A 26,301-nucleotide genomic window follows, 5' to 3' on the forward strand; every position below is an offset into this window, starting at 1 on the left:
CACCCCAACCCTCCCGAAGAGAGGGGGAAAATTTACCTGCTTTTTAAAGTGTTGAATTTCAGTTTTTTGTAACTTTATGAGTCTTATCAAAAAAATGAAATCATGTATCAATACAAAGCAAAAATCATCGAGGTTTACGACGGTGATACGGTTACAGCAATGGTGGATTTGGGGTTTTACCATTATCAACAAATGAAATTTCGCCTTTATGGAATAAATACCCCCGAACTCCGCGGAGAGGAAAGAGAACGAGGTTTAGTTGTGCGGGACATTGTGCGCGCAATGATTTTGGATAAAGAAGTCACTATCAATTCTTATAAAGACAAACAGGAAAAGTACGGTCGTTATTTGGCAAACATCATTATAGATGGGCTGGATTTAAATATATGGCTGGTGCAAAATGGGCACGCTGTGGAGTATATGTTATAATTTCAACTTCTGCAATTCTGCTTCGTTATCAACAACTGTTGCATTGTATTTCAACGTCCATCCCATGGAATTCGTTAAAATATAAATTTTCTGAAGCTCGGAAATGAGCCTGTTTTCGGCATTTGTTCGCAACTCGGATGCTTCAATTTTCTTCCGAAGTGATTTCTCAATTCGGCTTTTTATTTTGTTGTAATCTGAGGCTGTAAACTGGTTTAAATAATCCTGAGTTACATCATAATATTGAATGTTTGGGTTTATGGAAAGTTCCGGTTCTGGAATATTTGTGATGGTTACGGTTTTTGTAGTTTCGTCAACTTCAGTATTCACTTGGCTTAAATCGTACGCAATGCTTGCTTTTGCATTTACTACAATCAACGCTTTTTTTCGTGCGTCAAACATTCCGTAGAGTAAATCTTTACTATCGCTGTAACTGAAAACCTGGGCGTAGCTACCTTCGGTAACAATCAATTTTCCAACGTTTTTCAGCTCTTTTTGAATAAGCGCAGTATTGGCTTCCAATTGCTCCCGATTGTCTTTTCGATTTTCACAATAGCGCAGACCGAAAACAATCACAAAGGCAATAACGATTCCTAGGAAGATGTTTCTCATAAAAAAGACTTAAGGTCGCTTCATTAAAAGATATAAATTATTCCTTTTAATGAAGCGTTTACCAAAAATAGTCATTCTGAAATTACAATTCTACGGCAACAATTATTTTCACATTAAAATAACAAAGCATTTGAAGCACTCAGATAAAATAAAAATAAATTTATAATTTATCATTAATTTTTAACTCCCACTGGAAAGTCCTGCCCAAAACCAAAACTTGCTGGATACTGCGCACTGCCCCTGTACTTGCCTGAAACTTCCGGCACTTGGCTTTCCAGATACGCCTTCAATTCGTTTACCGTGATTCTACCATCACCACTATCTGCTTTTCCACTTAAGGCTTGCAATAAAACATAGGTGAAAACCCCATGGCCAAGTTCGTCAAATTCCGTGGCGAATTGTTCACTACCACTTGCCGTTAGCCAATGTGTTCCTGTACTTCGCGCCAATTGAGCAATCGCTTTTTCCTCGGCAGCTCCTCTAGATGAAATTGCCGATAATGCACCGCCACTTTGGCAAGCGTCCAAAATGTAGAGTTGTTTTTGCGCTGGAATTGAGGCTGAAAGTTCCTTTAAAAGCTCAGCTGAAATTCCCTTTTGAGCAATGGATTCATCGGCGCCATATATTTGGGTAACATCGTGCGGCACTAAATAGAATGTTTTGTTTTCATCACTCGTCATCATTCCGTGGCCGGCGTAATAAAATATGAAAACATCCTGCGGATTTGCTTTTGAAGCTATTTCCTTGAAGGTTTGTAAAATTTTATCCTTATTGGCTTCATCATTTTTAATGTAGTAATTATTCACATTGCTAGTAATGGTTTTCATTCCAGAATCAACAGCATCTTTAAATCCGTTAGCATCGGCAACTGCATAATTAAGGTTGTATTTTGGGTTTTTATAATTGTCAATTCCCACAACCATTAAGTGAAGTTGAATGCCCGCAGGTTTTATAATCTCTTCCTTTTTTGGTTTATATTCTACGGAAATTTCCTGCGGCGCACTTTCGGTATTTTGGCTGTTTAATGCAACGGCGCGAAAGTTGTTTTCGCCTTCCAACAATGTTAGATTGAAAACTTTTTTTCTTTCTGCTGGCGCGTCATCTTCAACGGTAAGGTTTCGGGTGCTGTTTGAAACCAATTTGTTATTGTGATACAGTCTTACTTCGGAAATTATATCGCCCTTTGCAAAACCCTCAACGGTTATTTTTGCCGAAGGATTTTCGGTTTTAATAACTGCAACTGCATCTTCAACCGTTAAATTTCTTGTTCCTTCCGTATAAGCTATCGTTACCGTTGGCGGGGTTTTAATTTTATCAATATCGATAGTTGGTTTTTCTATTTTTTCACCTTGTAGAATATTGAACAATAATCTTGGGGTATAAAACTTATCGAAAACCTGATCCAACGGAATGGTTTCACGTCCGCGCACGAAGGCAACCCTATCCCAAGCATTTTGGGAACCTTCAAAAAGGCCTTCGGGTGTGTGGGCAACCCATTCACCATCCAGAAAAAGTATCAATCTTAAAATTTCATTCGGACTATTGGTGTTGAAAAATTTTATAGAACCATCCGAAGCCTGCGCATAAACATCATCAGTTACAAAGGCAACCCGAGCGTTATAGAGTTCTTTGAAGTTTTTGCTTTCGCTTTCTAAAGCACCCGTGTTTATATTGTAGATTTTGGTGCCCATTTCCTTGGTGAAGAATATCAATTTGGTTTGGCTTGGGTTTAATGAAAATTCTGCCAAATAATCTGCTTGCGGAATGGTAAAACTCCGCAATAATTCGCCAGAAGCTGTATTAAAAACATCTGCATTTTTAGTATCGAGATTTATGGCCAATAATTCCTTCCCTCCTTTTAGGTGAAATAAATTGCGATAGCTATTGGGCTTGCTCCAAGCTAGATTCTTTGTTTCAAGATTGAAATAATCGAGCCTTTCCTTATATTCATAATCAAAAACAATTTCATCGCTAAGGCCAACGGCGATGCCCTTTCCGTCTGGCGAAATATCTAAAAAGGCTTGATCAGCTTTTCGAACATTATTGAAAGGAATTGTTGCAACACTTTGTTTATTTTCAACATTTATAACTTGAAGCGTATTGTTTTTTACATATCCTAGTAATTTACTGTCTGCATTAAAGTTTGCAGTGTTCGAACTTTTGTCAAAATCTGTAGTTAAGGTTTTAAAACTGTCCTTATTTCCTGGAATAAATTGCTTAATTCCTTCGGTATCATTTCGGGTAAGGTAATAGGCTAAGTTTCCATCTGCACTTACAGAAACATCGCCATACAATGAAAATTTCGTAGAAAAATTTGGGTTGTATTTTGTAGCTTGGGTTGTTGCATTATTGCTTAACAACGAGTAGATTTTTCCATTGATATCTGAAGTAAACAAGCTAACCGATTTATCATTTCGCGAAAAAACGATGTTCTGCGAATTTAGAACTTCACTCCCAAAATGCGTCACGGGCTTGTCTGAATATCGCTTGTATTTCTTATAGTTTCCCTGTCCAAATAATTCTTCATTTTCATAGACATAGACATAATCTTTATCGGCGATAAGGTTTCCCTTGTTCAAATTATTATAAATTACGCCTTTTACCTCCCCTGTATTTGCATTCAATTCAATAATTGGAGTTTTTAAATAGGAAACCCAAAGTGAATTACTCTCTTCCGAAATAGCAACATTTCCTTTAAAGTTTTTTATAGCGAGATTTGTATTTTTTTCAATAACCACGGTTTTCTCCCAAGCATACTTGTTATTTGCAGCGCTATAACGACTTACTTTTAAATGGGTTTCATCTAAAATTTCGGTGTAAATTTGATCTAGATTTTTGAAGAATGCCCGTGGCGCAAGGGCCAAGGAAATATATTGTTTTTGAATTACATCATAAATTTGATGTTCCCTAACGCCACTTTTAAACCATATAAACTCGTCGTTTTCTAAAAATTCCATTTCCCCCGCTTGCGGATTTGGAAACTTAGCACCGCCCGTTTTCTGCATTCCTCCTGTACTTGGATTGAATGTATTTAAAGCAATATCATCAAAATCGCCAGTGAGGAAATACACCAATTTATCTGTCTTTCGAAAGGCTACATTTTGAATTTCATCTTTCGATTGAAATCGTTTTACTTCGTTTAAAGTTGTATTGTCGAAAACAATAATTTCGTTTTTAGTAACCACATAGGTCTTTCCTGAAATATCATCCAAGGTTAAATCTCTTGCGTGTTCAGGAATATCAATGGTTTTTAATAAAATTCCGGTTTTCTTATCCCAGAATTTCAAGGTTTTATCGTCAAAATTTCCGTAGCTAACCACGAGATTTCGAGGATTGTCAAAAAGCATTTTAGTTACAAATCCGCTATGTGCAGATTGAATTGCGATGCGTGAATCCTGAGCTTGAAAATTGAGTGCTCCAAGGAATAGGAATACTATAAATAGCTTTTTCATTTTATAAGTGTGTTATTTCAACCATTAATGGAACCACATATCCTTTTGCGCCATCTTTCACTTTAAAACCAGGTTCGCCAGCAGCGTATTGCACCATGTTTTTATCAATCAACTTATCGCCCAAGGCAGCTTTTATTTTTGAAGTAAGCCCGCCACTTGCCTGTTGCATTTTTTGAAGCAATTCAGTTTGATTCAATTCTTCTTGGCTAAAAAGTATCAAAAGATAATCTGTTCCGGGATTACTGTCCATTTTGATTACTTTCTTTTCACTTGGAAAAGCAAATTCTGAATTCGCACCAATCAGCGGCGACATTCCATTATCAAAAGGTAAAATTTTATTGATTTTCTGTGAAAGATCTGTTGCAAATGCGTAGATGTAACCTTCATTTACGTTTTTAAGATAAAATCGAAAACGCGTGTTGCTTGGGTATCCTTGCGTCATTCTGTATGCAACTAAGTCCTCCCCTTCCACATCATCTTCTACCACCAAATTTCTGGTCGAAATTCGGGTTACAGCCATTGGCTGGCCGTTATTTTGCTCAAACCGAAGGCTTCCTTCTGGCAGTTTTGCAGCTATAGGGTTTGGATCTGGCTTTGGATTTGGCTTAGGGTCTGGCTTGGGATCTGGTTTTGGATCAGGTTTCACATCATCTTCCTTTTTCTTGTAATAGCTGTAAGGCTGAAGAGCGCCCAAGCACCATTTATCATAAACATCATACGGAATCCATATAAAACCACCGTCGCCCCATTGGGTGCTCCAGCTATTTAAAACCCTAAAACAACCCCCTTCGTAGTTGTCATCATACCCAATAGCAACCATAGCGTGCTGTCCGTGCTTTTTGGCCTGCGTACCTTCATCACTGGGTATCGTGCGCCACACCTTTTTTGCTGTGAAAAAACTTTCTGGCAATTTCATTCCTATAAGAACTGGATAGCCTTCGGACAATGCTTTTTTAGTAGCATTTACCCGCACCATTGGTGCTTGTTCATCATAAAAAAAGAGCGTTTGGTAGTCACGAATCCTGTAGTCAATTGCCTCCAATTGTGCTGCTTGGGAAATATTCGGATTGCACTGATAGGGTACTGTTTTAAGCGTAGGCACTCCCAAAACTTTTAGAGCTTCCATACCCAATTTTGGATTTGTCCCCATTTTGCAATCCACATCATCTTCCCTTTTTATTGCATAGTAAACAAAGGAAGGAGAAAGTACCGCTGCGGTTATTTTCTGTTTATCAGTGATGTCATAATCTTTTGCCAGCATGGTAGTTCGCAAACCATAGGCAGCCGCATAGGCAACACAAGTTCCGTATTGACCTTGATCGCCGGGAATGGGAGCATACTTTTCCAAAGAGTAGGAACTGGGCAAATCGTCATAGGTGCTTGCCGTGAACTGTACTTTGTATGGAATACTTCTATAGGATTCCTCATCCCATATCATTCCAGTGCCATATTGGTCTTGGGCATACAATAGACTCACAAAAAGTAATGTAAAAATGCAGCTTAGGTTTTTCATAATGTTGAATTTAGTTTTTACATTATAAAATAACGGCAGCTATTTAGATTGTGAAATAGGACAATTGACGTATTCTTATTACTCAATAGTCAGTTGCAGATTGTGGTTAATCTGAAAACTTAAAGCATTGAAATGGAATTTCCTTATTCAAAGGCTATAGGCGTGAAAAGATATTTGACATCTAAATTCTTATATACCTTTTTACCCGTTCCTTCACAAGTGCCACAAGTAAGAACTTCTGAAACTTTTTTAGTTACAGGATAGGAATAGGATCGATAATAATTATAATAAAGCCCTTTCTGGACAGAGGAGCGATATACATATTCAGTTTTATTATATGTATTCAAAACTGTTTTACTTCCCCTGCAATTTTTGCAAGTTTGTTCAGTATAAGCATCGCTTGTTATGGTACTTACAAAAAGTTGATCATTTTTACCTACGGTTGCAAGTTCATTTTTTTGGTAGGTTTTTACTTTAAGTGTTTTATTTGCTTTGTCTATTTCCAGAACCTGTGCCCATTTATGTACTGACCCTATATATACATCTAAGGGTTTGGCTAAGGATAAGGTTGAAAAGTTAATAGATTTGGAATTTACAGGATATTTCTCAAGATGTTGGGCACGATATGCAAATTCTATTCCTTTAACCTTTACAGGATGCCAAATATCTGTCCATATCTCTCCTTCCGCTTTATGGCTTTTACCTTTTTTTAAGACTCCATCTTCAAAAAAACCATATTCATAGTCAACATTATAGCCAATAAATGCAGAGGCATAATAAGGGCTAGATATAGAGTGCATCTTTAATTTATATCCCAATCCGTCCAATTTTCCGTTCTTGAAAAAGCCAATTTCCATTGTGCGTATAAATTGCATTTTTGATTCCAAAGGGACTTCTGTACTATAATTAATTCCATAACCTGTGTGGGTTTGCAGGTTTTTAGTTTTCATATTGATAACCGTAGGAAATTTTACTGTTATAGGATGAAAGTGTTCATAATCCGTTTCCTCATTCAGTTTTTGTACAAATTCCAAAGGCACCATTTTTGGTACTGAAACTTTGAAATCTAGGTCCAATGTGCCGTCAAAATATATTGTGTAGTAAGATTCGTTCGTTGTTTCATTTGTTACATACACTACAGAACCATTTCCATATTCCTCAACAGTGGGCAACAAAAAACCGGATATATGGTTGCCATCTGGAACATTATAGACGCCCACGTGACTAAAACCAGCATAAGAGCCTTTGTCACTATGGTCTAAAACCGAGGGCAGGTAGCTATTTATGGCTATTTGGTCCACAAATGGCCAGGATTCCTCTTTTGTCCCCGACCAGATTTTTATAGGATCAAAATGAAATGGGTAACTGGAACTTCCATTTTTTACAGTACCCAAAGATGGATATTTGGGAGATTCTTTATACTTATAATCACTGTCGTATTCCAAATCAGAAAGTATCGAACCATCCGTATCATAAACAATTTTTCTATGGATTTTTTTTCCATCTTCAACTGCGTTTAAGAATTCCAGGAACTTAGTGCCATCTTTCCTATAATATATATGGTTGTCAAATTCAGTACTTACAATACCGTAATCTGCATATACTCCTTCAAAAGCCAATGTTCCGGTTTCTGCATAATAAATAGACATTGGACCATTGAACATATAGCTTTTGGAACTATTAGCATATGATTTCTTATAATAAACCTCTCCTTTTGTATAATACTTGTTTCCTAGGTCATCAACAAACTCTATTTTATTATAAATACCCGGTTTACACTTGCCTCCATCACAAACAAATTTCTCCCACATTTTTTTATCTCCTTTAATATTAGTTATTGCAGCAGCAGATTCATTGGGCTTGTTCATATTATAATTATAATAAATTGGAATCATAGGGTTGCCGTACCCATATTCACGAATTTGACCAAAACAAACTAATGAGGTCGCAAAAAAAGCAGAAAGAAGTATGCAGTTTTTCATAATGTTGAAATAAGTTTTTACATTATAAAATAACGGCAGCTTTTTAGACTTTGAAATAAGACAATTGACGTATTTCAAAAAGCTGTGAAGTTAAAATTTCTAAGATTGAAAATACTTTTTCAGCCAATCCTACAAATCATATTTTATTACAAACATCATAATACGAGGCATTACAAAATACTGTGAAGTTGTGTTGAATTGATCGCTGAAACTATCATTGTTTATAGATTCAGTATCGAGAATATTTGTTGCCTGCACCGAAAATTCCCACGGACTTTCGCCGTGTTTGTAGTAAAGATTTGCGTTGAAAAAAGAATAGCTGTTTTCAACCGTTTTCGCATCATTTGTATAGTTGTAATAATCCCATTCCGCAAAAAGATTGAAATCCTTTAAAAAACGAAGGTTCACATTTGCATACGGCCGATTTGTGAAAAAAGTCTGTTCTGCGCCACCATTATCGTAATCATTTTTTACGAAACGATAGCCAACTTCAAAATTTGGAAAAGTCTTGAAATTACTTTGTACACTCGCGTTGTAATTCTGCGTAAAGCTTTGGCTCTCGCGAATTTCTTCATTTATATTGTTATTTGTTTTGCTTAAAAACACCGCCGCATCCAACTTAAATTGAACTTTTTTCACTGTTTTGCTGAATCTTCCCACTGCCGAGAATGTTTCATCGGGAAAATTGCTGTCAAAATTCACTGGGCTACTCACTTGGTTAATGCCCACCAAATCGGTATTTGTTTTGATTGCGTCAATCCTACGTGTGTAACTCAAATTCCCTCCAATATTTGTATAGTTGAAAAGATTAAAACTGAAATACGTTAAATTATAGCTATGCGAAAGTGAATTTTCAAGCTCACGATTTCCGCGGAACAGTCGGTTGTAATTGTTGAAAACATAAGCTTGGGCATAATCGTTAACATCGCTATATTCCGAAGTAATTGAATAGTTAAAACGCAGGTTTTCGCTTTTCTTCAATTCCAAAATCACATTTATATCTGGCAAAACCATCCAATCATTTTGGGTAGCAGTTGTTCCTAATTGCTCATTTTTCAAGCTATAATTATGAAGTGTAAGACCGGGTGTGAAAATAAATTTTCCACTTTTCAGCTTATAGTGAAGCCCAAAAAAAGCATCCGTAAAAGCGTAGGTTACATCATTGTTGAAATCGTTTTCCGTAAAAGCGTTTTGAGTTCCATTATCCAAAATCTGAAAAATTGCAGAGTTGAATTTCTGATTGCTGTAGGTTGTTCCAACTGTAAAATTTAGATTGCTCAAGTTATTAAGAACGTAGTAATAATCAACCTTTGCATCCAGTTTATTGCTTTTCACGGTTTTGTTCTGATTTATATTATATCGATCAGATTGCTCCAAAGGATCAAAAGTATCGGCGTCGCTATTAAAAGGATCCAGGGGATTTATTTGTGTAAAAACCCCACGAAACGGAATGGAATCCTGCGCAGCTTGATAAAACGGATCCTCGTTTTGGTACAAATGCTGAACCTCTGCCGCGAATATATTTTTATCGTCCAAAGTATAGTAAACATTCGCAGTTTGATTGATTGAAAACGGCTTGTTTTCCTTCACTTCCGTAATATCGTTTTGATTGCCTCCAACTATTGAAATAGTGGCGTCGTCTTCAGTTTGTTTCGAAGTTTTTACCAAAGCATCATAATCCAATTGGAAATTTGTATTTGGCTTATAAGTGCTGCTCAATTTCAGCATTGCCAATTGGTTGCGCTGGTCGTTGCTGGTGTTTGTATTTTCTGTAATTCCCGTTAAAATATACTGACGAATACTGTTGTTGACGATATTCGTTTTGTTGTCGCTCAAAATTCCGAAGCCGCTGATATCCAGCTTGTCATTCACAGCATAACTGAAATTTCCCGCAACAAATTTCGCGTCAATACTTTTTGCTCTATCGTTCTGTGAAACTGCAAACCCAAGGTCGCTATCGCTAATCCTAAAACTGGTTCCACCACCTTTATTGAAGTTTTTAAAACCACCCGTAAAGTTGAAATAATCACGAAACGTAAAAGGAACTTCCCCAATATTATTAAAATCGGTAATTACATTTATACTATATTTTGGGCTGTAATAGAAAAGTTTCGGATGTACTAAATAACGTCCATTGTCATCACCGTATTCATCGGCAATTCCTGCGCCGGCAGTAACTTCCCCGAACCAAAAGTTTTTCTTTCCTTCCTTTAATTTTATGTTTATCGCAACATTATCACGATCATTTCCGAGTCCGCGCATTTGGTCCACTTCGTTGTAATTTCTTAAAACTTCAACTTTATCTACAGCATCGGCAGGAATATTTTTGGTGGCTAACTTGCTGTCGCCGTCAAAAAAATCCTTGCCTTCAACCATTACTTTTGAAACGGTTTTGCCTTCTACCTGTATTTCGCCATCTTCATTTACCTCAACGCCGGGAAGTTTTTTCATCACGTCACCAAGTTTTCGCTCGTCGCCATTGGTGAAACTGTCGGCATTGTACACAATCGTGTCGCCTTTTACGGTAACGGGCATTTCGTAAACAATTTCCACGTCGTCCAATTGGTTTTCCTGTGGTTTTAAAATGAAATCCAAATCAATATTTTCTGCATCGGCGGGAACATTTACGGTTTGTTCCTTGGTTTCATAACCTAGAAAACTCGCTCTTAAAATGTAATTATTCCCTTTGGGAAGATCTAATTGATAGCGGCCTTGATAGTTTGTAATTCCGTAGGATTCCGTTGCGCCGGTAGCTTTTATGGAGGCAATTACATTTGCAAATTCCAATGGATTGCCGATGCTGTCTTTAATGGTTCCTTTTACCTTTATGCTTTGTGCGGAGAGAGAAAAACTAACAAGAAGTACGGATAACCAAAGGATTTTTTTCATAACATTTATTGAAGAAAAAAGGTCTCGACTGCGCTCGACCTGACAAATAATTTACAGTGACAGTAAAGAATAATTAAAGACTTTTTTTAAAATCCTCCGCCACGACGACCACCGCCTCCATTGCCGCCACGACCTCTAAAATTCTCGCGAATTTCGTCAGTCTTTTCCTTTACGATTTTAATATATTCCTCACGGGTAACTTCCTTTCCTTTCTTGGGTGGTTCAATTTTTTCGGAATCTTTCGGGTTCATCACTATTTTGGAACACAGCAGCGTGGTTCTGTAAACATTCAATTCCAAGATAAGACCGGGAAGGCCGGCGTATTCTCCCGGACCATTACTCACCGGAATTTGTGGCGTAAACCAAGCAGTAACCTCAATTTCCTCAGGAATTTCAATCATATCCATCGGGTCTTGCGGTTGGGCAGTGTCTTTTTTTACTTCTGCGTTTTCTTTTTCATCTTTCTTTTTTGGGCGCGCCATGCTGTAATCATTGGGGTCAACCTTTTTAATGGCAGTTGCTTTGAAAGCGATGTATTGTCCAATTGTTTTGGATTCTTTTGTTATTTGCCAATCCAGGGTTTTGATGGAATCTGTCACCAAAAACTGTTTTCCGAAGAATTCATTTTCCTCCACAATTTCTCCTGTTTTCAGATTTTTATATTGCGCCCCGGGCGAATAGCTGCTCATCATCATTTTAAAACCGGGATTCATAGGTGCGGCATCCAGCTTTTCCTGTTCCTTATAAATGGATTCGTCTTTATTGAAAGTGAGAATATAGGTTTTCTCCAATGCACTTTTCATCATTTGGGCAACGGTTTTTTTCATTTCCTCGCTCATTTCGCGACCACCGCCAAGGGCATCCATATCTACCGTGGTCTTGGATTCGTAAAAGGCTTGGCCGCTAATGTTTTGGGCGTTTATTCCGAAGGAAAAAAGTAGAAGAAAAATTAGAATATATCTTTTCATAAAAAAATTTATTGATGGTTTATGTCAAAATTAAAACACTTTGACCTAAATGTTTAAAAATAGTTTAATTTGTTTGAACAAATAGTGTTCCTTAACACTAAGACGCTTCAAGTTATAATCTGTTACATTATTTTTCGTTCAACTAAAACCTTCATTTTGTAACTTGCCGAATCTATGAAGCATTTTTTTCACATTATATTCTTTATTTGCCAGTTGGGTATTTCACAAAGTCTTGCCCCCGTTAGCAAGGTTCCGCTTGCTGCCGATAGGTTTATAGGTGTTGACAATTACAAAAACAATTATTCCATAAAAGATCGGGTACTGAACAAACAGGGACCCGATGGTAATTTTCTTTTCAATGATCTGCAATTGGGGCGTATTACTTCGGTAGATATTATTAATCCGCTAAAAGTGGTTGTTTTTTTTCAGGATACGAACACGGTGGTTTTGTTGGACAATAAATTAAGCGAGATTCAGCGCATCAATTTCAATAATCTCCCCCAGTTCCTCAACGTGAGCACGGCTACGAATGCTGGCAACAACAGTTTGTGGCTTTTTAATGTAGATACGCAGCAATTGGAACTTTACAATTACGGCTCAAAATTGCAGACTGTGGTTTCGCAACCCTTTCCGGGAAAATTGCTTTCACAGGCAAGCAATTTTAATTATTGCTTCACTTTAACGGAAAAGAAACTGCGCGCCTTCAATATTTACGGGAGCATTTTGAATGAAGTGCCTTCGGAAGGGTATGAGAAAATAATTCAACAAAATGAAAATCTAGTGGCTTTAAAGGAAAAATCACTTTACTACCTCCCCGATTTCGCTATGCGGAATGATGCCATTTCACACGAAACCGTGAAGCTGCCGTTGACCGAAATAACAATTAAAGACTTGCAGCTTACCAATGATTTCCTGTATATTTATGACGGCGAAAATTTGCACACTTTTAAACTAACCCTCCCAACTAAAGAATAACTATGCACGTTGCAATTGCAGGAAACATAGGTTCCGGAAAAACCACCCTTACGCGTTTATTGGCAAAACATTACAAATGGCAGGCCCATTATGAAGATGTGGAAGACAACCCATATTTGGATGATTTTTACAACCAAATGGAGCGTTGGTCCTTCAACCTGCAAATCTACTTTTTGAACAGTCGGTTTCGCCAGATTCTTGAAATTCGTGAAAAGGGAAAGAATGTAATCCAAGATAGAACCATTTACGAAGATGCTTATATTTTCGCTCCAAACCTGCACGCAATGGGTTTGATGACGAATCGCGATTTTGAAAACTACCGTTCGCTTTTTGATTTAATGGAAAGTGTTACCGAAGGACCAGATTTGCTTATCTATTTGCGAAGCAGCATCCCTAATTTAGTGAATCAAATACACAAACGCGGCCGCGAGTATGAAAACTCTATAAGTATAGATTATTTAAGCCGTTTGAACGAACGTTACGAAGCTTGGATACACGATTATAATAAAGGAAATCTCATTATTTTTGATGTGGACAACATTAATTTTGTGGATGATCCTGAGCATTTAGGTCAGGTAATCAACAAGATAGATGCGGAACTTCACGGCTTGTTTTAAACACTACAAAAAAATAAAAATTCTTCTTTTTTTACATTTAATAAAAGTTATATATTGCGCGCTTTAACTTTTTATTAACACGTAAACCATTACAAATGAAAATTTTTAAATTATTCCTTTTTACAGCATTTATTTCACTAACTATTTCTTGTTCAAAAGACGATGACAATCCAACAATCAATAATAACGGTAATATTGTTGGGGTTTGGAAAGGAACAGCGGTAGATTATACTGGAAATACTACCACGTCTGGTCAAGGTCAAAACATTACGGCCACTTATGTTGGAGAAGCTTATGACATTGATTACACACTAACATTTACTGAAAATCCTCAAAAAGTTATTTCAGACGGAAGCTATAGTATTGAATTGACAACTACTGTAAATGGACAAACCACCACACAGAATGTGGAAGGACTTACATTTCTTGAAAGCGGTGATTGGACTATGAACGCTAACACATTATCAATTACTGTTGATAACGAGACCAATGATGCAAGTATTATGGAATTGACCGACAATACTTTGGTATTAAAAGCCGTTGAAAGTCAGACAATGTCGCAAGGAGGCTTTACGGTTACCTCAACAACTGAAGTAATTTTAAGTTTCACGAAGCAATAATAAATTCTTATTGATATAAAACCCCGTCAATAATTGATGGGGTTTTTTATTTTTATATGAAATGAGATTTATTCTTTAATTTTCATTTTCTCCATATCTTTCAATAGTGAACGAACTTTTTATTCGTTTAAATAAAGCCTATTTGCCGTGCATGTTCAACCGCGGCATTACTCTTTTCCACAAGTAGAACCGGCACAGTTTCATATTTTTCAAACAATCCTTTTACGCGAATCATTTTCTTGGCGTGGTTAACGCTTCGCATATAAATTGCAAGAATTCTTTCTGGGTGCGTTTCTGCAATTTCAATATAAATATCCGGGTCGTGCTCGCCGCTGTCGCCTATTAAAATAAATTGCAATTTGGGATAGGTTTTTAAAATATTGGTGATTTCCTTTTGCTTCTGCGGCTTTTCGGTCCCGATAGCTATCGGGATGTATTTCTTGGCGAACGGATTCACAAAATCCCGAAGCAGGATTGGACCTTTAGGGAAATTGTTTTTCTCTAAAAATACTTCTAAATATCTATAAAGATTCCACGGGCTGTGACTTACATAAAAAATGGGATTGCAATCATTTCCAGATTTTCCATTTTTCAACTTTTCGTAAAAATCTACGGCACCTTCCAGCGGAATTCTTTTTTCCGCACGCTTAAATACAGTATTTTTCAGTACTTGCCATTTAAAACGGGAAGTTAACCCTGTGTGCATTATGGTATCGTCAACATCGCTAATAACTCCGAATTTTGCTGTTTCGGGAACAATCATCACTTCGCCCGTAAATTTATTATTCTTCTGAATTATTCTTTTTGGGAACTTTTCAGCAAAGAAAATTTCATACTTCAACCAACCGTTTTCATCAATTAATGGCATTAAATTTTCAATGGTTTCATCAATCAAAAAATAACCTTGATTATCTGTTTCAGTCGTTATTTTTCTGCCATCGGGAAGCGTTAGGATTAGCGGTGCATTTTTTATTAAATCGGTTTCAAAACGCTTATAGGTATTCCAAAGAAGGTTGAAAAATCCTTTTTTTGAAAGGTCAATATTTTCATCTTCCAAAGCCCTCCCTTTTACGTACAAATGGGTCGGGGTTCCGTAGCTTCGGAAAGTAATTATTTTTAATGGGTCTTTTTTGAAAATTCCCATTAAAAATGCCAATTTTCTGGCCACAGCCACATCAATAAAAGTCCGGCGATTATGGAAAGGGCCATTGCTACACCCAGCCATTTTGCCAATTGTTTGCTTCCCAAGACAGCGGCGAGCACAATTTTAAAGGCGAAATTGGCTAAAAGACCAGTCATAATCAATCGCCAACCCAATTCTGTTTCCAGTCCGCCTTTTATGGATTGCGCAAGGGAAAGTGTGATTGCATCTTTTTTTGCCAGTCCACCCACTATTGAGACTATGTAAAGTCCGCTGTTGCCGAATTTTTCTTCGGTATATGCAACTGCAAGCAAAATGAGTCCATAGAGAAGACCGAAAATAAACGCACTTTTAAATTGTGCGGGATTTTTCGGTTCGGGCATTTCCTCTTCATTTTTTTCTTTTGAAATGGTATAAAAAAGAATCACGGAAAGCACTGCCATAAACACAAAAAGAATCAAAAACGGAAGGATAAGCGCGGGCAATTTCTCGGGAACTACAATTCCTATTTCCACAATTACCCGAACTATGGAAACTGTAACGGCAGTCAATATAACAAAAACAGAAACTTTTCCAAGGGTTTTGCTATTTTTGGAATTTCGGGAATAGCTTACCGTTGTTGCCGTGCTACTGATAACGCCGCCGAGAATTCCGTTTGAGATCATTCCTGCTTTTTTTCCAACCCATTTGTATACGAAATAACCCAAAATACTAATTCCAACAATAAGAGTAACCATCAACCAAATTTCCCGTGGATTTAAAACATCGAACGGGCCATAAGTTTCATCGGGAAGAATGGGAAGGATTACCAAAGAAATTCCCACAAAGGTCATAATTGCAGCAAGGTCTTTTTCCTTTAATCTATCAATAAAATTATGAAGTGTTTCTTTTATGTAAAGAAGAATTGCCAAAGTAGCACCAACTATAACTGCAATTAGTTGATCTCCCAAAACTAAATACGAGCCAATAGCGAACATCAACAAAACAGCGACTTCGGTTGTCTGGCCCACACTACTCTCAGGTTCTTTTTTAAGCTTAATTACGTTCGCCATAATCATTAATGCCGTAACAGCAATTCCGAACATTGGAAGAATAAAAGGATTGTTGAAATCTCGTGTAAGAAAACCTGCAACTGCTCCCAAAATAGCAATAAGTGTAAAGGTTCGCACTCCAGCCATTTCGTGGTCGCTTTTTTCGCGTTGAAGTCCAACAAGCAAACCGAGCCCAAAAGCAATACCAAGCGTTACGAGGTCTTTGTAATCCATAGCAAAGCTAAGATAGTAAATTTTGAGAATTGAGAATTGAGTATTGAGTATTGAGAAATTTCTTTAAATAAAAAACCTGTAAAGCTTTAGGCTCTACAGGTTGGAATTTGTTATTTGTGATTTGGAATTTATTTACTCCTTGTCTTTCACTTTAATCTTCACCCCGTCCACATCTTTCAATTGTGCGCGAACTTCTTCTTCTGTTCCTGTGAAGGTTTTAGTCTCTGTAGTTTCAACACCATCAACCGTTCTTGAAATGGTAACGTTTGCAGTAACTTGGTCGTTATTATCGTTCTTTAACATTTCAACCGTTGTTTCGGTTTTGTTCTTTAGGTTTTCACCTTCTTCAATAGTACTTCCGGTTTCAAGATATTGAACCTGTTTTTCGGTCAAAATTGTTTTGTTTCCATCGGCATCAATAAAGTAAACTTCTTCTGAAGAGGTTTCAGTAGCCATTGCGTCTGTTGTATGGCCTCCAAGGATTGGAGCAATTACAAGTCCAATCAAACAAGTAAGTTTAATCAAAATGTTCATTGATGGTCCTGAAGTATCTTTAAATGGATCTCCAACAGTATCACCGGTTACGGCTGCTTTGTGGGCGTCACTTCCTTTATAGGTCATTTCGCCATTGATCATTACTCCTGCTTCAAAAGATTTTTTAGCATTGTCCCAAGCACCACCAGCGTTGTTTTGGAAAATAGCCCAAAGCACACCACTTACGGTAACACCTGCCATATAACCACCAAGCATTTCAGCGATTGCCATATTGTTCATTCCGAAAATCATTGGAACGAAAGCAATAACCAAGGGAAAACCAATGGTCATAATACCCGGCAACAACATTTCCTTAAGGGAAGCTTTGGTTGAAATAGCCACACATTTATCGTATTGTGGTTTTCCGGTACCTTCCATAATTCCTGGAATTTCACGGAACTGACGTCTCACTTCATTCACCATTTGCATTGCAGCTTTACCAACCGCATTCATTGCCAAAGCAGAGAAAACAACAGGAATCATACCACCCACAAAAAGCATCGCTAAAACAGGCGCTTTAAAGATGTTAATACCATCAATCCCTGTAAAGGTTACATAAGCAGCAAAAAGTGCCAATGAAGTTAAAGCAGCAGAAGCAATGGCAAAACCTTTTCCAGTTGCAGCAGTTGTGTTACCCACAGAGTCTAAAATATCTGTACGTTCACGAACGATTGGTTCTTGCTCGCTCATTTCGGCAATACCACCTGCGTTATCACTAATAGGTCCGAAAGCATCAATTGCAAGCTGCATAGCTGTTGTAGCCATCATTGCAGAAGCTGCAAGCGCAACTCCGTAAAAACCTGCAAAAGCATAGGATGCCCAGATAGCACCTGCAAAAAGTAATACTGAAGGGAAAGTAGAAATCATACCCGTTGCCAAACCTGCTATAATGTTTGTTCCAGCACCAGTTGATGATTGCTGAACTATTTTAAGGATTGGTTTTTTACCTAAACCTGTATAGTATTCAGTTACCGATGAAATTACGGCACCAACAACCAAACCTACCAAGGTGGCATAAAACACTCTCATTGAAGAAATTTCTTGTAGCCCTTCGCCAAAGAAACTCATATTCATAGTTTCAGGAAGCATCCATTTTACAAGTACAAAACACGAAACTGCCACTAAAACTATAGAAACCCAGTTCCCGACATTCAAGGCGCCCATTACTTGAGCTTCTTTTGCATCATTACTTTTTATCTTCACTAACATAGTACCAATCACAGAAATGATGATACCTGCACCTGCAATTGCCATTGGCAATAAAATCGGGCCAATACCTCCAAAAGCATCTGTAATGGCTCCGCCCATATCTTTTATAACGTAGTTACCTAAAACCATCGCTGCAAGCACTGTTGCTACATAACTACCAAATAAATCGGCACCCATACCTGCAACGTCACCTACGTTATCACCTACGTTATCGGCAATAGTTGCTGGGTTACGCGGATCGTCTTCCGGGATTCCAGCTTCAACTTTTCCTACCAAATCCGCCCCAACGTCGGCAGCTTTTGTGTAAATACCACCACCAACACGTGCAAAAAGGGCAATAGATTCAGCTCCAAGAGAGAATCCTGCCAATGTTTCAAGAACAATGGTCATTAACTCCTGTGGAGCTCTGGTGATACCATCAACTGTAGTTGGTTCCCATACACCATTCATAAAAACGTGGAAGAAAATAATGAAAAATAATGTAAGGCCTAATACTGCAAGACCAGCAACACCCAAACCCATTACCGTACCGCCACCAAAAGATATTTTTAAGGCATCTGGAAGACTCGTACGTGCAGCTTGAGTAGTACGAACGTTTGTTTTTGTAGCGATTTTCATCCCCATATTACCTGCAAGGGCAGAAAATATAGCACCGAATATAAATGCAACTACTATTAATATATGTGTAGTTGGAACAACGAAGGAAACTATTGCCAAAGCAACACTCACTATAACAACAAATACAGCAAGTAATCTGTATTCAGCATTAAGAAAGGCTAAGGCACCTTCATAAATGTGGTCGCTTATTTCTTTCATTTTACCATCGCCTGGGTTTTGCTTCATTACCCATGAGCGTTTAACGGCCATAAAGATTAAGCCTAATACCGCCATTACAATTGGCGCGTAAATCATCATTGATTCCATAAATTTTTAAATTAAGTTGGTTTTCAAATTTGCGACTGCAAAAATAGGGAATTGGTTTGGGATACGAAACACTAAATTTCACCAAACCACACAGGCCATAAAGACTTAGTGTTTTTCAAAGAAGAATTTGATTCTGTGGTTTTTAAATACTGAAATGCCCCTGAACTTCTGGTGTGTCTTTATAGCGCTTAACGCATTGATTATAAATTTCGACAGCTTCATTGGCATCTCCCCACCCGTCAACATCAACTTTTTTCTTTTCAAGGTCTTTGTAAACTTGGAAGAAGTGTTCTATTTCACGCACTAGGTGTGGGTTCATATCAGATAGGTCATTTAAGCTGCTCCAAATAGGGTCTGAAATTGGCACACAGATTATCTTTTCATCTGGCCCCTTTTCATCGGCCATATGGAAAACGCCGATGGGCTTCACTTCCATCACGCACATTGGGAAAGTGGGCTCGCCACCCAAAACCAAAACATCAAGCGGATCTCCATCAAGGGCTAAGGTTTCTGGGATAAAACCGTAATCTGCAGGATACATCATACTGCTGAAAAGCATCCTATCAAAACGGATTTTTTTCAGTTTAAAATCGTATTCGTATTTGTTGCGGCTTCCTTTGGGAATTTCTATCAGTACGTCAAATGTCTTTTTCATTATCTTGAATTATTTAAAGGATGCAAAAATAATCCATTAAGCCAATAAAGCCTTATAAAACTAAACCTTTATCATTTTCCACTTTCCTTTTTTAAACCAAACAATTGCTATAACTGCAATTAAGGATTCTGCCAATGCAATTGCAATAAACACCCCAATGGGCCCCCAATCCAGCACAATCGCTGTAAAATAAGCAAAAGGCAACTGAAAAATCCAAAAACAGAAGAAGTTAATTATAGTAGGGGTTCTAGTATCGCCGGCCCCATTAAAAGCCATGGTTACCGTCATTCCATAGGCAAAAAGAAAATATGCTATTGTTACAATTTGTAAACTAAGCGCTCCGTATTTTAAAACTTCGGGATCCACACTGAACCAGCCAACAATTGTTTTTGCAAACAAAAGGTAAATTACAGAAACCGAAACCATAAAAAAGGCGTTGTATTTGGCGGTTTTCCAAACGGAAGTTTCAGCGCGTTCAGGTTGGTTGGCACCTAAATTTTGCCCAACCAATGTGGCCGCCGCATTGCTCAACCCCCAAGCAGGCATCATTGTGAACATAATAACCCTAATTGCAATAGTATAGCCTGCCAGCACTTCGCTGCCAAATTCACTAATAATGCGCATTAAGAAAATCCAACTACTAGTGCCAATTATAAACTGGCCAATTCCGCCAAGGGAAACACGAATTAAGTTGATCATCACCCCTATGTTTACCACAAAATCCTTTAATGCCAACCTGACTCGAGTATTTCCGTAGAATAAAATATAAAGTTGAAAAAGCACTGCAGTTCCACGACCAATTGTTGTTGCAATTGCAGCACCCGCAACTCCATATTCCGGAATTGGGCCCCATCCAAAAATGAAAATTGGATCTAGTACGATATTAATACCGTTAGAGAGAATCAGCGTCCACATTGCCATGGAGGCGTTACCGGCACCCCTATAAACCGCATTGATAAGAAACAACAATACAATAGTGAAATTTCCACCTATAAGGATTTGCGTATAGCGATACCCTTCATCAATTAAGGATTGCTCTCCCCCCATCAAGCCTAAAATTTCTTTCGGGAAAAGAATTCCTATCACACTAACTACTGAAGAAACCAATATTCCCAAAAAAATAACTTGCACCGTCACTCGCTTGGCGCCTTCAGGGTCTTTTTCGCCTATTCGCCTGGCAACAATAGCCGTAGCAGCCATACTTAACCCAACCGCCAGGGCATATACAAGGGTGATTACAGATTCGGTCAAACCAATTGTAGCCACGGCATTTGTGCTTACTTGGGACACATAAAAAATGTCTACCAAAGCAAAAATGGACTCCATGCTCATTTCCAAAATCATTGGAACGGCAAGCAGAAAGATGGCCTTTTTGATACTTGCTTGCGTAAGGTCAATTTCCTTGCCTGCTATGGCTTCCCTTAAAAGACTGAAAAAGGATTTTATGGATTGTGTTGCCATCTTTTAAATAAATTGGCGACTAATTTAAAGAAAAACGATTTCGAAACAGTGGGCAATTGCGACATTTTAAGGGTGATAATCACACTATTCCTGAAGTCGGGCTTTCGTGTTTTCAACAATTTCCAGAAGGCGCTGTTTCAAACTTTCGGGTTCCAATATGTGGGCATAATCGCCAAACATTAAATACCAGCGGGCAAAACCGTGCTCTACACTTTGGGTGAAAAAAGTCATTTCCACACCTTCGTTCTTAATTTCTTCGGAAACAAAACCATAGTGATTTCGCTCGCTCTTTAAGAATCTCACGATACTTTTATCAACAAGGATTCTAACTTTTGTTTTGTGGGCGTCGCTCTCCTTTTGCCGAAAATCATCCAAAGTACCGTGCTCCAATTTAAAAGGAAGCACCGTCCGTTGAATTTGAAGCAATCTATCCGTCCTAAACTGCCGGTAATCATTTCTGAAATGGCAATAGGCCAGAATATACCAATAATTGTTTTCGTGAAAAATGCTAACGGGTTCCAAATGTCTTTCCGAAGGTTTTTCGGAAGCCATAGATTGATATTTCACAAAAACCTGTTTCTTTTCCGCTATGCTTTCAAAAAGAATTTCCAAGGCATTCGGAATGTTTTCATTAAAAAGCGTTTCCGTAGGATTTATAATTATTTGCGCCTGAAGCGCATCAATCCAATCCTTTTCCTTTCCGCGCAAAACCGATTTCACTTTAAACATCGCAGATTCGTAATAAGCACCAAAAGATTTATCAGTGAATTTCTGCATCAGTTTTTCGGCAGCAACAAAGCTGCTGGCCTCTTCGCGCGTAAACATTACGGGCGGCAAACGGTAGCCATCCATAATGGAATAGCCCACGCCAGCTTCGCTCACAATGGGCACACCCGATGTTTCCAAAGAGCGAACGTCGCGATAAATGGTGCGCAGGCTTACATCAAACCTATCGGCCAACTCCTGTGCTTTTACAATCTTTTTGGATTGTAATTGTATAAGAATTGCCACAATTCTATCAAAACGGTTTAGGGGGGCGTCGCTCATATTTCAAAGATAGTATTTCAAATAAAATGAAATTTATTTTTTCCTACTGACAAACGGCTGTCACCTGCCCCATTTAATTTTGGCTTCAGAAGCAATAATCACTTAAAAACAAAAATTATGAATGCAACAGCAAACAAAACCGCGCAGGTAATTTCTTCGGAAGAGTTACTTAAACACTTACAAGGCCACAGAAACTTAACAAGAAGAACTATTGAAGCCTTTCCCGAAAAGGAATTTTTCAGCCATTCAATTGGGGGGATGCGCACTTTTGCCGAAATGACAATGGAACTTTTGGGCATCGCAGGACCGGGAATACAGGAAATAGTATCAGGAAAATCAGCGCCTTTGGATGAACACGTGGAACACGGAAACAGCAAAGAAAAAATACTTCAGCTTTGGGACGAGGCTACAGAACAGATCAATACACTGTGGCCACAGATCTCGACAGAACGTTTTCAGGAAAACATTCTGCTTTTTGGAATGTATGAAGGCACTGTTATCTCTTCCATCTTTTATTTTATCGACAATGAAATCCACCATCGTGGGCAAGGCTTTGTCTATTTGCGTTCCCTTGGGGTTGAGCCACCAGCATTTTATGAAAGATGAAATGGTTTTAGTCTTTAGAACATCAGTTACGAAAAATGATGAAGTGAAACAACTTCGGCCCTTACTGAACAAATTGATCCGCCAAAACGGCAATTGGAATTTCGACCTGGAGGATTGCGACAACATCCTTCGGGTTGAAACCCAATTGTTGAAGGCTGAAAATATTAGCACTACATTGCACAATCAGGGTTTTTATTGTGAGGAATTGTTTTAACTACATCTTTTTATAAAAAATATTTGCGTAACCAAATAGTTACATATATATTTGTAACCGAACAGTTACCTATTCAAATATGAGAAGAGATGTATTTCAAGCAATTGCCGATCCAACCAGAAGGGAAATAATAAATCTTCTTTCCACAGAAACACTGAATTTGAATGCTGTTTCCGAAAACTTTGAGATAAGCAGACCCGCTATTTCAAAACATATAAAAATTTTGACCGAATGCGGTCTTATTACAATAAAGCAAGAAGGCCGCGAACGCTTTTGCAAGGCCAACCTGCAAAGTTTAAACGAAGTAGCTCATTGGGTGGAACAGTATAGTGCATTTTGGAACAAAAAATTGGTTGCCCTTGATAAACACTTAAAATCGAAGTCTCAGTAAATATTCAAAAATCAAATATTTCAAATTATGGAAAGCAAACCAATTGTTATAGAAAGAGTTTATAATGCGTCCATTTCAAAAGTTTGGAAAGCAATTACAGACAAAGAAGAAATGAAAAAATGGTATTTTGACCTTGCGGAATTCAAGCCCGAAGTAGGTTTCAAATTCCAGTTTATGGGTGGTACCGAAGATAATGAATACTTGCATCTTTGTGAGATAACTGAAGTAATTCCCGAAAAGAAACTTACCTATTCTTGGCGTTATGATGGTTATGAAGGCAACAGTTTTGTTTCTTTTGAACTCTTTGAAAAAGGAGACGAAACTAGGTTGAAATTAACACACCGCGGTTTAGAAAGTTTTCCAAACAATCCAGACTTTGCGAAGACAAATTTTGAAATGGGCTGGGACCAAATTATAAACACATCCTTGAAAGAGTATTTGTCTAAATAAATGTGTATAACTGTTAAATTCCTTAGATGCACTTGTGTTAAATAAAAGTTATGGGTTTTTAATTACTATCCTTTTTCAATGTCCGTACTTTCCTACCTCAGAAGCTTGATTTTCAATCACATTTAGACATTTTTATTTTATTTATAAATTGGAAATTTCCTTCCAAATATATTTCCCAAAAAAGGTTAAGGTTCGTTAAGATTGACAATAATGTCAGGTAACTAGCGCTATCATTGCTGCGTGGTTATTAAATAAACCACGTTTAACAAACCTATAATAATAAAACAAACTATGAAAACAAACGTAATTTACAAATCAATGCTAGCGCTATTATTAATAGTAGGCCTGGCCTCTTGTAGTGAAGATGACAGTACAGACCCAAACACCGATGAAGTAACCTATAATACCAAGGTATATATTACCGACGGACCTATAGACAATGCAGAAGTGCAGGGAGTATTTGTAACCATTGCAGATGTACAGTTAGATGGCGTAAGTGTAAACGGTTTTACAAAAACAACAATAGATTTACACGCTTTGCAAAATGGTGATACCCAATTATTGGGAGATATTGACCTAGCTGCAAATACCTACAGTGAATTGACCTTGGTATTGGACACCGAAAGTGATGCATCTGGTAATTCCCCTGCCAATTATGTACTTACAACAAACAGCAACAAGATTGAATTGACAGCCGAAAACAATACGATCACTGTGAACAATAACTTTGATATTTCTGCATCTGCTTCAAATGAAGTAGTTATTGACTTCGATTTGCGTAAATCTATTGTAGCTAATGCCGGAAACGGAGGCTACCAATTTGCTAGTCAAGTACAACTCCAAAATAGTATTAGAGTGGTTAACACCCTTGAAGCTGGAGCAATTGTAGGAACCGCAACCAATAATACCGGTAACGAAGACAATAAAACAATAGCTTATGTTTATACAAAAGGAAGTTATACTGCTTCTGAAGAAAATGAAAACGCAGCTGGAGTACGTTTTTCCAATGCCGTAACAAGTAGCGTTGCAAGTGGAAGCGATAATAGTTTTGGGCTTTACTTTTTGAATGAAGGCGATTATGAAGTTCACTTCGCTTCTTATGAAGACCCAGAAAATGACGGCGTGTTTGAATACGCAGGAATGATTGAAGCCGATGGTGAAGTAGGAATAGATTTAATGGACATCTCAGTGATGGCCAATACCGAAGTTACCATTCAGTTATTATTACAGGTTCTTTTGGGATTATAGAAGCAACTAAATAACAACTATTAAGACCTCCCTTTGGGGAGGTTTTTTTATGCATCCATTGCAAACTTACTGTAACGGTTCATATAATCCAATGGCGTCATATCTGTTATTTTTCGGAATACATCGCGGAAAGCTTTGGAGTCATTGTACCCCACATCATACATCACCTCGTTTACATTTTTGCGGCCCGTTTCCAGTTCTTTTTTTGCGGCTTCCACTTTTACGCGCTGCATATATTCCACAATAGTATTTGAAGTTGCTTTTTTGAAGCGTCTTTCAAACGTTCTTCGGCTTAAGGCCATATCTGCGCATAGATCATCTACATTTAGTTTTTCCTGAAAATTCTTTTCGATGAATTCCTGAACTTTTAAGATTTCCGAATCTTCATGGCTTTTCTGCCCTTTGAAAATAATGAAAGGACTTTGACTGTTTCGACTAATGTCTATTTCAAATACTTTTGAAGAGAGCACCGCCATTTCCCTACCCGCGAACTTTTCAACCAAATAGAGATTTAAGTTTAAGGAGGAATATGCGCCGCCACTGGTGTAAAGCCCGTGCTCGTCCGTAATTATTTTATCATCCACCAAATTCACTTTTGGGAACATCGTTCTAAACTCATCTGCGGCAATCCAATGGGTAGCGCAGTTTCTACCATTCAGCAAACCCGTGCTTGCGAGCAGAAAAGCACCGATGCACAGACTGGCCACCTCAGCGCCGTTTTTGTATTGTTTCACTATCCAAGGGATGAATTCCTTATTGGTTTCAACTACCTTTTCGTAATTGCCATGGATCGCTGGAATGATTACCAGATCGGTTTGTTTTACTTCAGCAATGGTGGTATCTGGAATAATAGTGAATATTCCGTTGCTTAAACGCGCGTCCTTATGTGTGGCCACAAGCTGGGTCTTAAACGCTGGCTCCTTTCCCATTCCCACAAGGAAATCATTCGTCATATTGAACATTTTATGCGTTGCTTCCAGATTGCTAAGGCTGGAGTTGCCTTCGGGGACTAGGATTGATATATGTTTCATTTTGGATTGTTGGATTATTAGAATTTTGTATTTCGCACTTCAAGTTTCCTCTTCGCTTTTCGCTTTTCGCT

General features: G+C 37.9%; 22 protein-coding genes. 9 read left to right on the forward strand and 13 right to left on the reverse strand.

Features of this window, described 5'->3' with window-relative positions:
* Window positions 1-102: 102 nt before the first annotated feature.
* Window positions 103-429, forward strand: a complete 327-nt coding sequence (locus A7A78_RS10250) for a thermonuclease family protein (protein ID WP_068762367.1) — start codon at window positions 103-105, stop codon at window positions 427-429.
* Here the strand turns inward: A7A78_RS10250 and A7A78_RS10255 are convergent.
* The 6 genes from A7A78_RS10255 to A7A78_RS10280 form a co-directional block, all read right to left on the reverse strand.
* Window positions 424-1,038, reverse strand: a complete 615-nt coding sequence (locus A7A78_RS10255; RefSeq protein ID WP_068762368.1) for a DUF4230 domain-containing protein — start codon at window positions 1,036-1,038, stop codon at window positions 424-426. The two genes, A7A78_RS10250 and A7A78_RS10255, sit on opposite strands and share 6 nt — an antisense overlap.
* Before the next feature lie 173 nt (window positions 1,039-1,211).
* The gene (locus A7A78_RS10260) at window positions 1,212-4,490 is read right to left on the reverse strand and encodes a caspase family protein (protein ID WP_068762369.1); all 3,279 of its coding nucleotides are present in this window, start codon (window positions 4,488-4,490) and stop codon (window positions 1,212-1,214) included.
* A 1-nt stretch (window position 4,491) separates the two neighbouring features.
* Window positions 4,492-6,003: a C1 family peptidase gene (locus tag A7A78_RS10265; protein WP_094746105.1), complete on the reverse strand. Its 1,512-nt coding sequence runs from the start codon at window positions 6,001-6,003 to the stop codon at window positions 4,492-4,494.
* A gap of 143 nt (window positions 6,004-6,146) precedes the next feature.
* Complete coding sequence (locus tag A7A78_RS10270) at window positions 6,147-7,985, reverse strand: hypothetical protein (RefSeq protein ID WP_068762371.1); 1,839 nt, start codon at window positions 7,983-7,985, stop codon at window positions 6,147-6,149.
* A 129-nt stretch (window positions 7,986-8,114) separates the two neighbouring features.
* Window positions 8,115-10,874 carry a TonB-dependent receptor gene (locus A7A78_RS10275; RefSeq protein WP_068762372.1) on the reverse strand — a complete coding sequence of 920 codons (2,760 nt, stop codon included), beginning with the start codon at window positions 10,872-10,874 and terminating at the stop codon, window positions 8,115-8,117.
* A gap of 86 nt (window positions 10,875-10,960) precedes the next feature.
* Complete coding sequence (locus tag A7A78_RS10280) at window positions 10,961-11,842, reverse strand: GLPGLI family protein (protein ID WP_068762373.1); 882 nt, start codon at window positions 11,840-11,842, stop codon at window positions 10,961-10,963.
* 174 nt (window positions 11,843-12,016) lie between these two features.
* Here A7A78_RS10280 and A7A78_RS10285 point away from each other — a divergent pair, with 174 nt between their 5' ends.
* The 3 genes from A7A78_RS10285 to A7A78_RS10295 all read left to right on the forward strand — a co-directional run bounded on the left by A7A78_RS10285 (window position 12,017) and on the right by A7A78_RS10295 (window position 14,054).
* The gene (locus A7A78_RS10285) at window positions 12,017-12,817 is read left to right on the forward strand and encodes a hypothetical protein (protein ID WP_068762374.1); all 801 of its coding nucleotides are present in this window, start codon (window positions 12,017-12,019) and stop codon (window positions 12,815-12,817) included.
* 2 nt (window positions 12,818-12,819) lie between these two features.
* A complete protein-coding gene (locus tag A7A78_RS10290) occupies window positions 12,820-13,434 on the forward strand; it encodes a deoxynucleoside kinase (RefSeq protein ID WP_068762375.1) in 615 nt (204 codons plus the stop codon).
* A 95-nt stretch (window positions 13,435-13,529) separates the two neighbouring features.
* Complete coding sequence (locus tag A7A78_RS10295; protein WP_068762376.1) at window positions 13,530-14,054, forward strand: lipocalin family protein; 525 nt, start codon at window positions 13,530-13,532, stop codon at window positions 14,052-14,054.
* A gap of 127 nt (window positions 14,055-14,181) precedes the next feature.
* Here A7A78_RS10295 and A7A78_RS10300 read toward each other — a convergent pair whose 3' ends face one another.
* The 6 genes from A7A78_RS10300 to A7A78_RS10325 form a co-directional block, all read right to left on the reverse strand.
* The gene (locus A7A78_RS10300) at window positions 14,182-15,198 is read right to left on the reverse strand and encodes an App1 family protein (RefSeq protein ID WP_068762377.1); all 1,017 of its coding nucleotides are present in this window, start codon (window positions 15,196-15,198) and stop codon (window positions 14,182-14,184) included.
* A complete protein-coding gene (locus A7A78_RS10305; protein WP_068762378.1) occupies window positions 15,198-16,460 on the reverse strand; it encodes an MgtC/SapB family protein in 1,263 nt (420 codons plus the stop codon). The genes A7A78_RS10300 and A7A78_RS10305 overlap by 1 nt, the downstream gene beginning before the upstream one ends.
* A gap of 132 nt (window positions 16,461-16,592) precedes the next feature.
* On the reverse strand, window positions 16,593-19,127 hold the full coding sequence (locus A7A78_RS10310) for a sodium-translocating pyrophosphatase (protein WP_068762379.1): 2,535 nt from the start codon (window positions 19,125-19,127) through the stop codon (window positions 16,593-16,595).
* Between the two features lie 142 nt (window positions 19,128-19,269).
* Window positions 19,270-19,782, reverse strand: a complete 513-nt coding sequence (locus A7A78_RS10315; RefSeq protein WP_068762380.1) for an inorganic diphosphatase — start codon at window positions 19,780-19,782, stop codon at window positions 19,270-19,272.
* Window positions 19,783-19,842: 60 nt separating this feature from the next.
* Window positions 19,843-21,243 carry an MATE family efflux transporter gene (locus A7A78_RS10320; RefSeq protein ID WP_068762381.1) on the reverse strand — a complete coding sequence of 467 codons (1,401 nt, stop codon included), beginning with the start codon at window positions 21,241-21,243 and terminating at the stop codon, window positions 19,843-19,845.
* A gap of 84 nt (window positions 21,244-21,327) precedes the next feature.
* Window positions 21,328-22,290: a helix-turn-helix transcriptional regulator gene (locus tag A7A78_RS10325; protein WP_068762382.1), complete on the reverse strand. Its 963-nt coding sequence runs from the start codon at window positions 22,288-22,290 to the stop codon at window positions 21,328-21,330.
* 117 nt (window positions 22,291-22,407) lie between these two features.
* On the opposite strand from A7A78_RS10325, the gene A7A78_RS10330 reads away from it, so the two are divergent.
* The 5 genes from A7A78_RS10330 to A7A78_RS10350 all read left to right on the forward strand — a co-directional run bounded on the left by A7A78_RS10330 (window position 22,408) and on the right by A7A78_RS10350 (window position 25,199).
* Window positions 22,408-22,896, forward strand: a complete 489-nt coding sequence (locus A7A78_RS10330) for a DinB family protein (RefSeq protein WP_068762383.1) — start codon at window positions 22,408-22,410, stop codon at window positions 22,894-22,896.
* Complete coding sequence (locus A7A78_RS10335; RefSeq protein ID WP_094746106.1) at window positions 22,886-23,110, forward strand: hypothetical protein; 225 nt, start codon at window positions 22,886-22,888, stop codon at window positions 23,108-23,110. The genes A7A78_RS10330 and A7A78_RS10335 overlap by 11 nt, the downstream gene beginning before the upstream one ends.
* 79 nt (window positions 23,111-23,189) lie before the next feature.
* Entirely contained in the window at window positions 23,190-23,501 is a 312-nt protein-coding gene (locus A7A78_RS10340; RefSeq protein WP_068762384.1) for an ArsR/SmtB family transcription factor, read from the forward strand.
* Window positions 23,502-23,528: 27 nt separating this feature from the next.
* Window positions 23,529-23,951, forward strand: a complete 423-nt coding sequence (locus A7A78_RS10345; RefSeq protein ID WP_068762385.1) for an SRPBCC family protein — start codon at window positions 23,529-23,531, stop codon at window positions 23,949-23,951.
* A 291-nt stretch (window positions 23,952-24,242) separates the two neighbouring features.
* Complete coding sequence (locus tag A7A78_RS10350; protein ID WP_068762386.1) at window positions 24,243-25,199, forward strand: DUF4382 domain-containing protein; 957 nt, start codon at window positions 24,243-24,245, stop codon at window positions 25,197-25,199.
* Window positions 25,200-25,246: 47 nt separating this feature from the next.
* Here the strand turns inward: A7A78_RS10350 and A7A78_RS10355 are convergent, their stop codons facing one another.
* The gene (locus A7A78_RS10355; protein WP_068762387.1) at window positions 25,247-26,230 is read right to left on the reverse strand and encodes a GlxA family transcriptional regulator; all 984 of its coding nucleotides are present in this window, start codon (window positions 26,228-26,230) and stop codon (window positions 25,247-25,249) included.
* Window positions 26,231-26,301: the final 71 nt, after the last annotated feature.

It is taken from the genome of Aequorivita soesokkakensis, assembly GCF_001641085.1.
GTDB classification, from domain to species: domain Bacteria; phylum Bacteroidota; class Bacteroidia; order Flavobacteriales; family Flavobacteriaceae; genus Aequorivita; species Aequorivita soesokkakensis.

Excerpts from the sequence above, each read along its gene's own strand:
- A7A78_RS10275 (WP_068762372.1), bottom strand. The coding sequence starts at position 10,874 with ATGAAAAAAATCCTTTGGTTATCCGTACTTCTTGTTAGTTTTTCTCTC.
- A7A78_RS10355 (WP_068762387.1), bottom strand. The coding sequence starts at position 26,230 with ATGAAACATATATCAATCCTAGTCCCCGAAGGCAACTCCAGCCTTAGC.
- A7A78_RS10280 (WP_068762373.1), bottom strand. The coding sequence starts at position 11,842 with ATGAAAAGATATATTCTAATTTTTCTTCTACTTTTTTCCTTCGGAATA.
- A7A78_RS10350 (WP_068762386.1), top strand. The coding sequence starts at position 24,243 with ATGAAAACAAACGTAATTTACAAATCAATGCTAGCGCTATTATTAATA.
- A7A78_RS10320 (WP_068762381.1), bottom strand. The coding sequence starts at position 21,243 with ATGGCAACACAATCCATAAAATCCTTTTTCAGTCTTTTAAGGGAAGCC.
- A7A78_RS10310 (WP_068762379.1), bottom strand. The coding sequence starts at position 19,127 with ATGGAATCAATGATGATTTACGCGCCAATTGTAATGGCGGTATTAGGC.
- A7A78_RS10315 (WP_068762380.1), bottom strand. The coding sequence starts at position 19,782 with ATGAAAAAGACATTTGACGTACTGATAGAAATTCCCAAAGGAAGCCGC.
- A7A78_RS10250 (WP_068762367.1), top strand. The coding sequence starts at position 103 with ATGTATCAATACAAAGCAAAAATCATCGAGGTTTACGACGGTGATACG.
- A7A78_RS10295 (WP_068762376.1), top strand. The coding sequence starts at position 13,530 with ATGAAAATTTTTAAATTATTCCTTTTTACAGCATTTATTTCACTAACT.
- A7A78_RS10340 (WP_068762384.1), top strand. The coding sequence starts at position 23,190 with ATGAGAAGAGATGTATTTCAAGCAATTGCCGATCCAACCAGAAGGGAA.
- A7A78_RS10305 (WP_068762378.1), bottom strand. The coding sequence starts at position 16,460 with ATGGATTACAAAGACCTCGTAACGCTTGGTATTGCTTTTGGGCTCGGT.
- A7A78_RS10270 (WP_068762371.1), bottom strand. The coding sequence starts at position 7,985 with ATGAAAAACTGCATACTTCTTTCTGCTTTTTTTGCGACCTCATTAGTT.
- A7A78_RS10335 (WP_094746106.1), top strand. The coding sequence starts at position 22,886 with ATGAAAGATGAAATGGTTTTAGTCTTTAGAACATCAGTTACGAAAAAT.
- A7A78_RS10265 (WP_094746105.1), bottom strand. The coding sequence starts at position 6,003 with ATGAAAAACCTAAGCTGCATTTTTACATTACTTTTTGTGAGTCTATTG.
- A7A78_RS10300 (WP_068762377.1), bottom strand. The coding sequence starts at position 15,198 with ATGGGAATTTTCAAAAAAGACCCATTAAAAATAATTACTTTCCGAAGC.
- A7A78_RS10330 (WP_068762383.1), top strand. The coding sequence starts at position 22,408 with ATGAATGCAACAGCAAACAAAACCGCGCAGGTAATTTCTTCGGAAGAG.
- A7A78_RS10260 (WP_068762369.1), bottom strand. The coding sequence starts at position 4,490 with ATGAAAAAGCTATTTATAGTATTCCTATTCCTTGGAGCACTCAATTTT.
- A7A78_RS10255 (WP_068762368.1), bottom strand. The coding sequence starts at position 1,038 with ATGAGAAACATCTTCCTAGGAATCGTTATTGCCTTTGTGATTGTTTTC.
- A7A78_RS10345 (WP_068762385.1), top strand. The coding sequence starts at position 23,529 with ATGGAAAGCAAACCAATTGTTATAGAAAGAGTTTATAATGCGTCCATT.
- A7A78_RS10325 (WP_068762382.1), bottom strand. The coding sequence starts at position 22,290 with ATGAGCGACGCCCCCCTAAACCGTTTTGATAGAATTGTGGCAATTCTT.
- A7A78_RS10290 (WP_068762375.1), top strand. The coding sequence starts at position 12,820 with ATGCACGTTGCAATTGCAGGAAACATAGGTTCCGGAAAAACCACCCTT.
- A7A78_RS10285 (WP_068762374.1), top strand. The coding sequence starts at position 12,017 with ATGAAGCATTTTTTTCACATTATATTCTTTATTTGCCAGTTGGGTATT.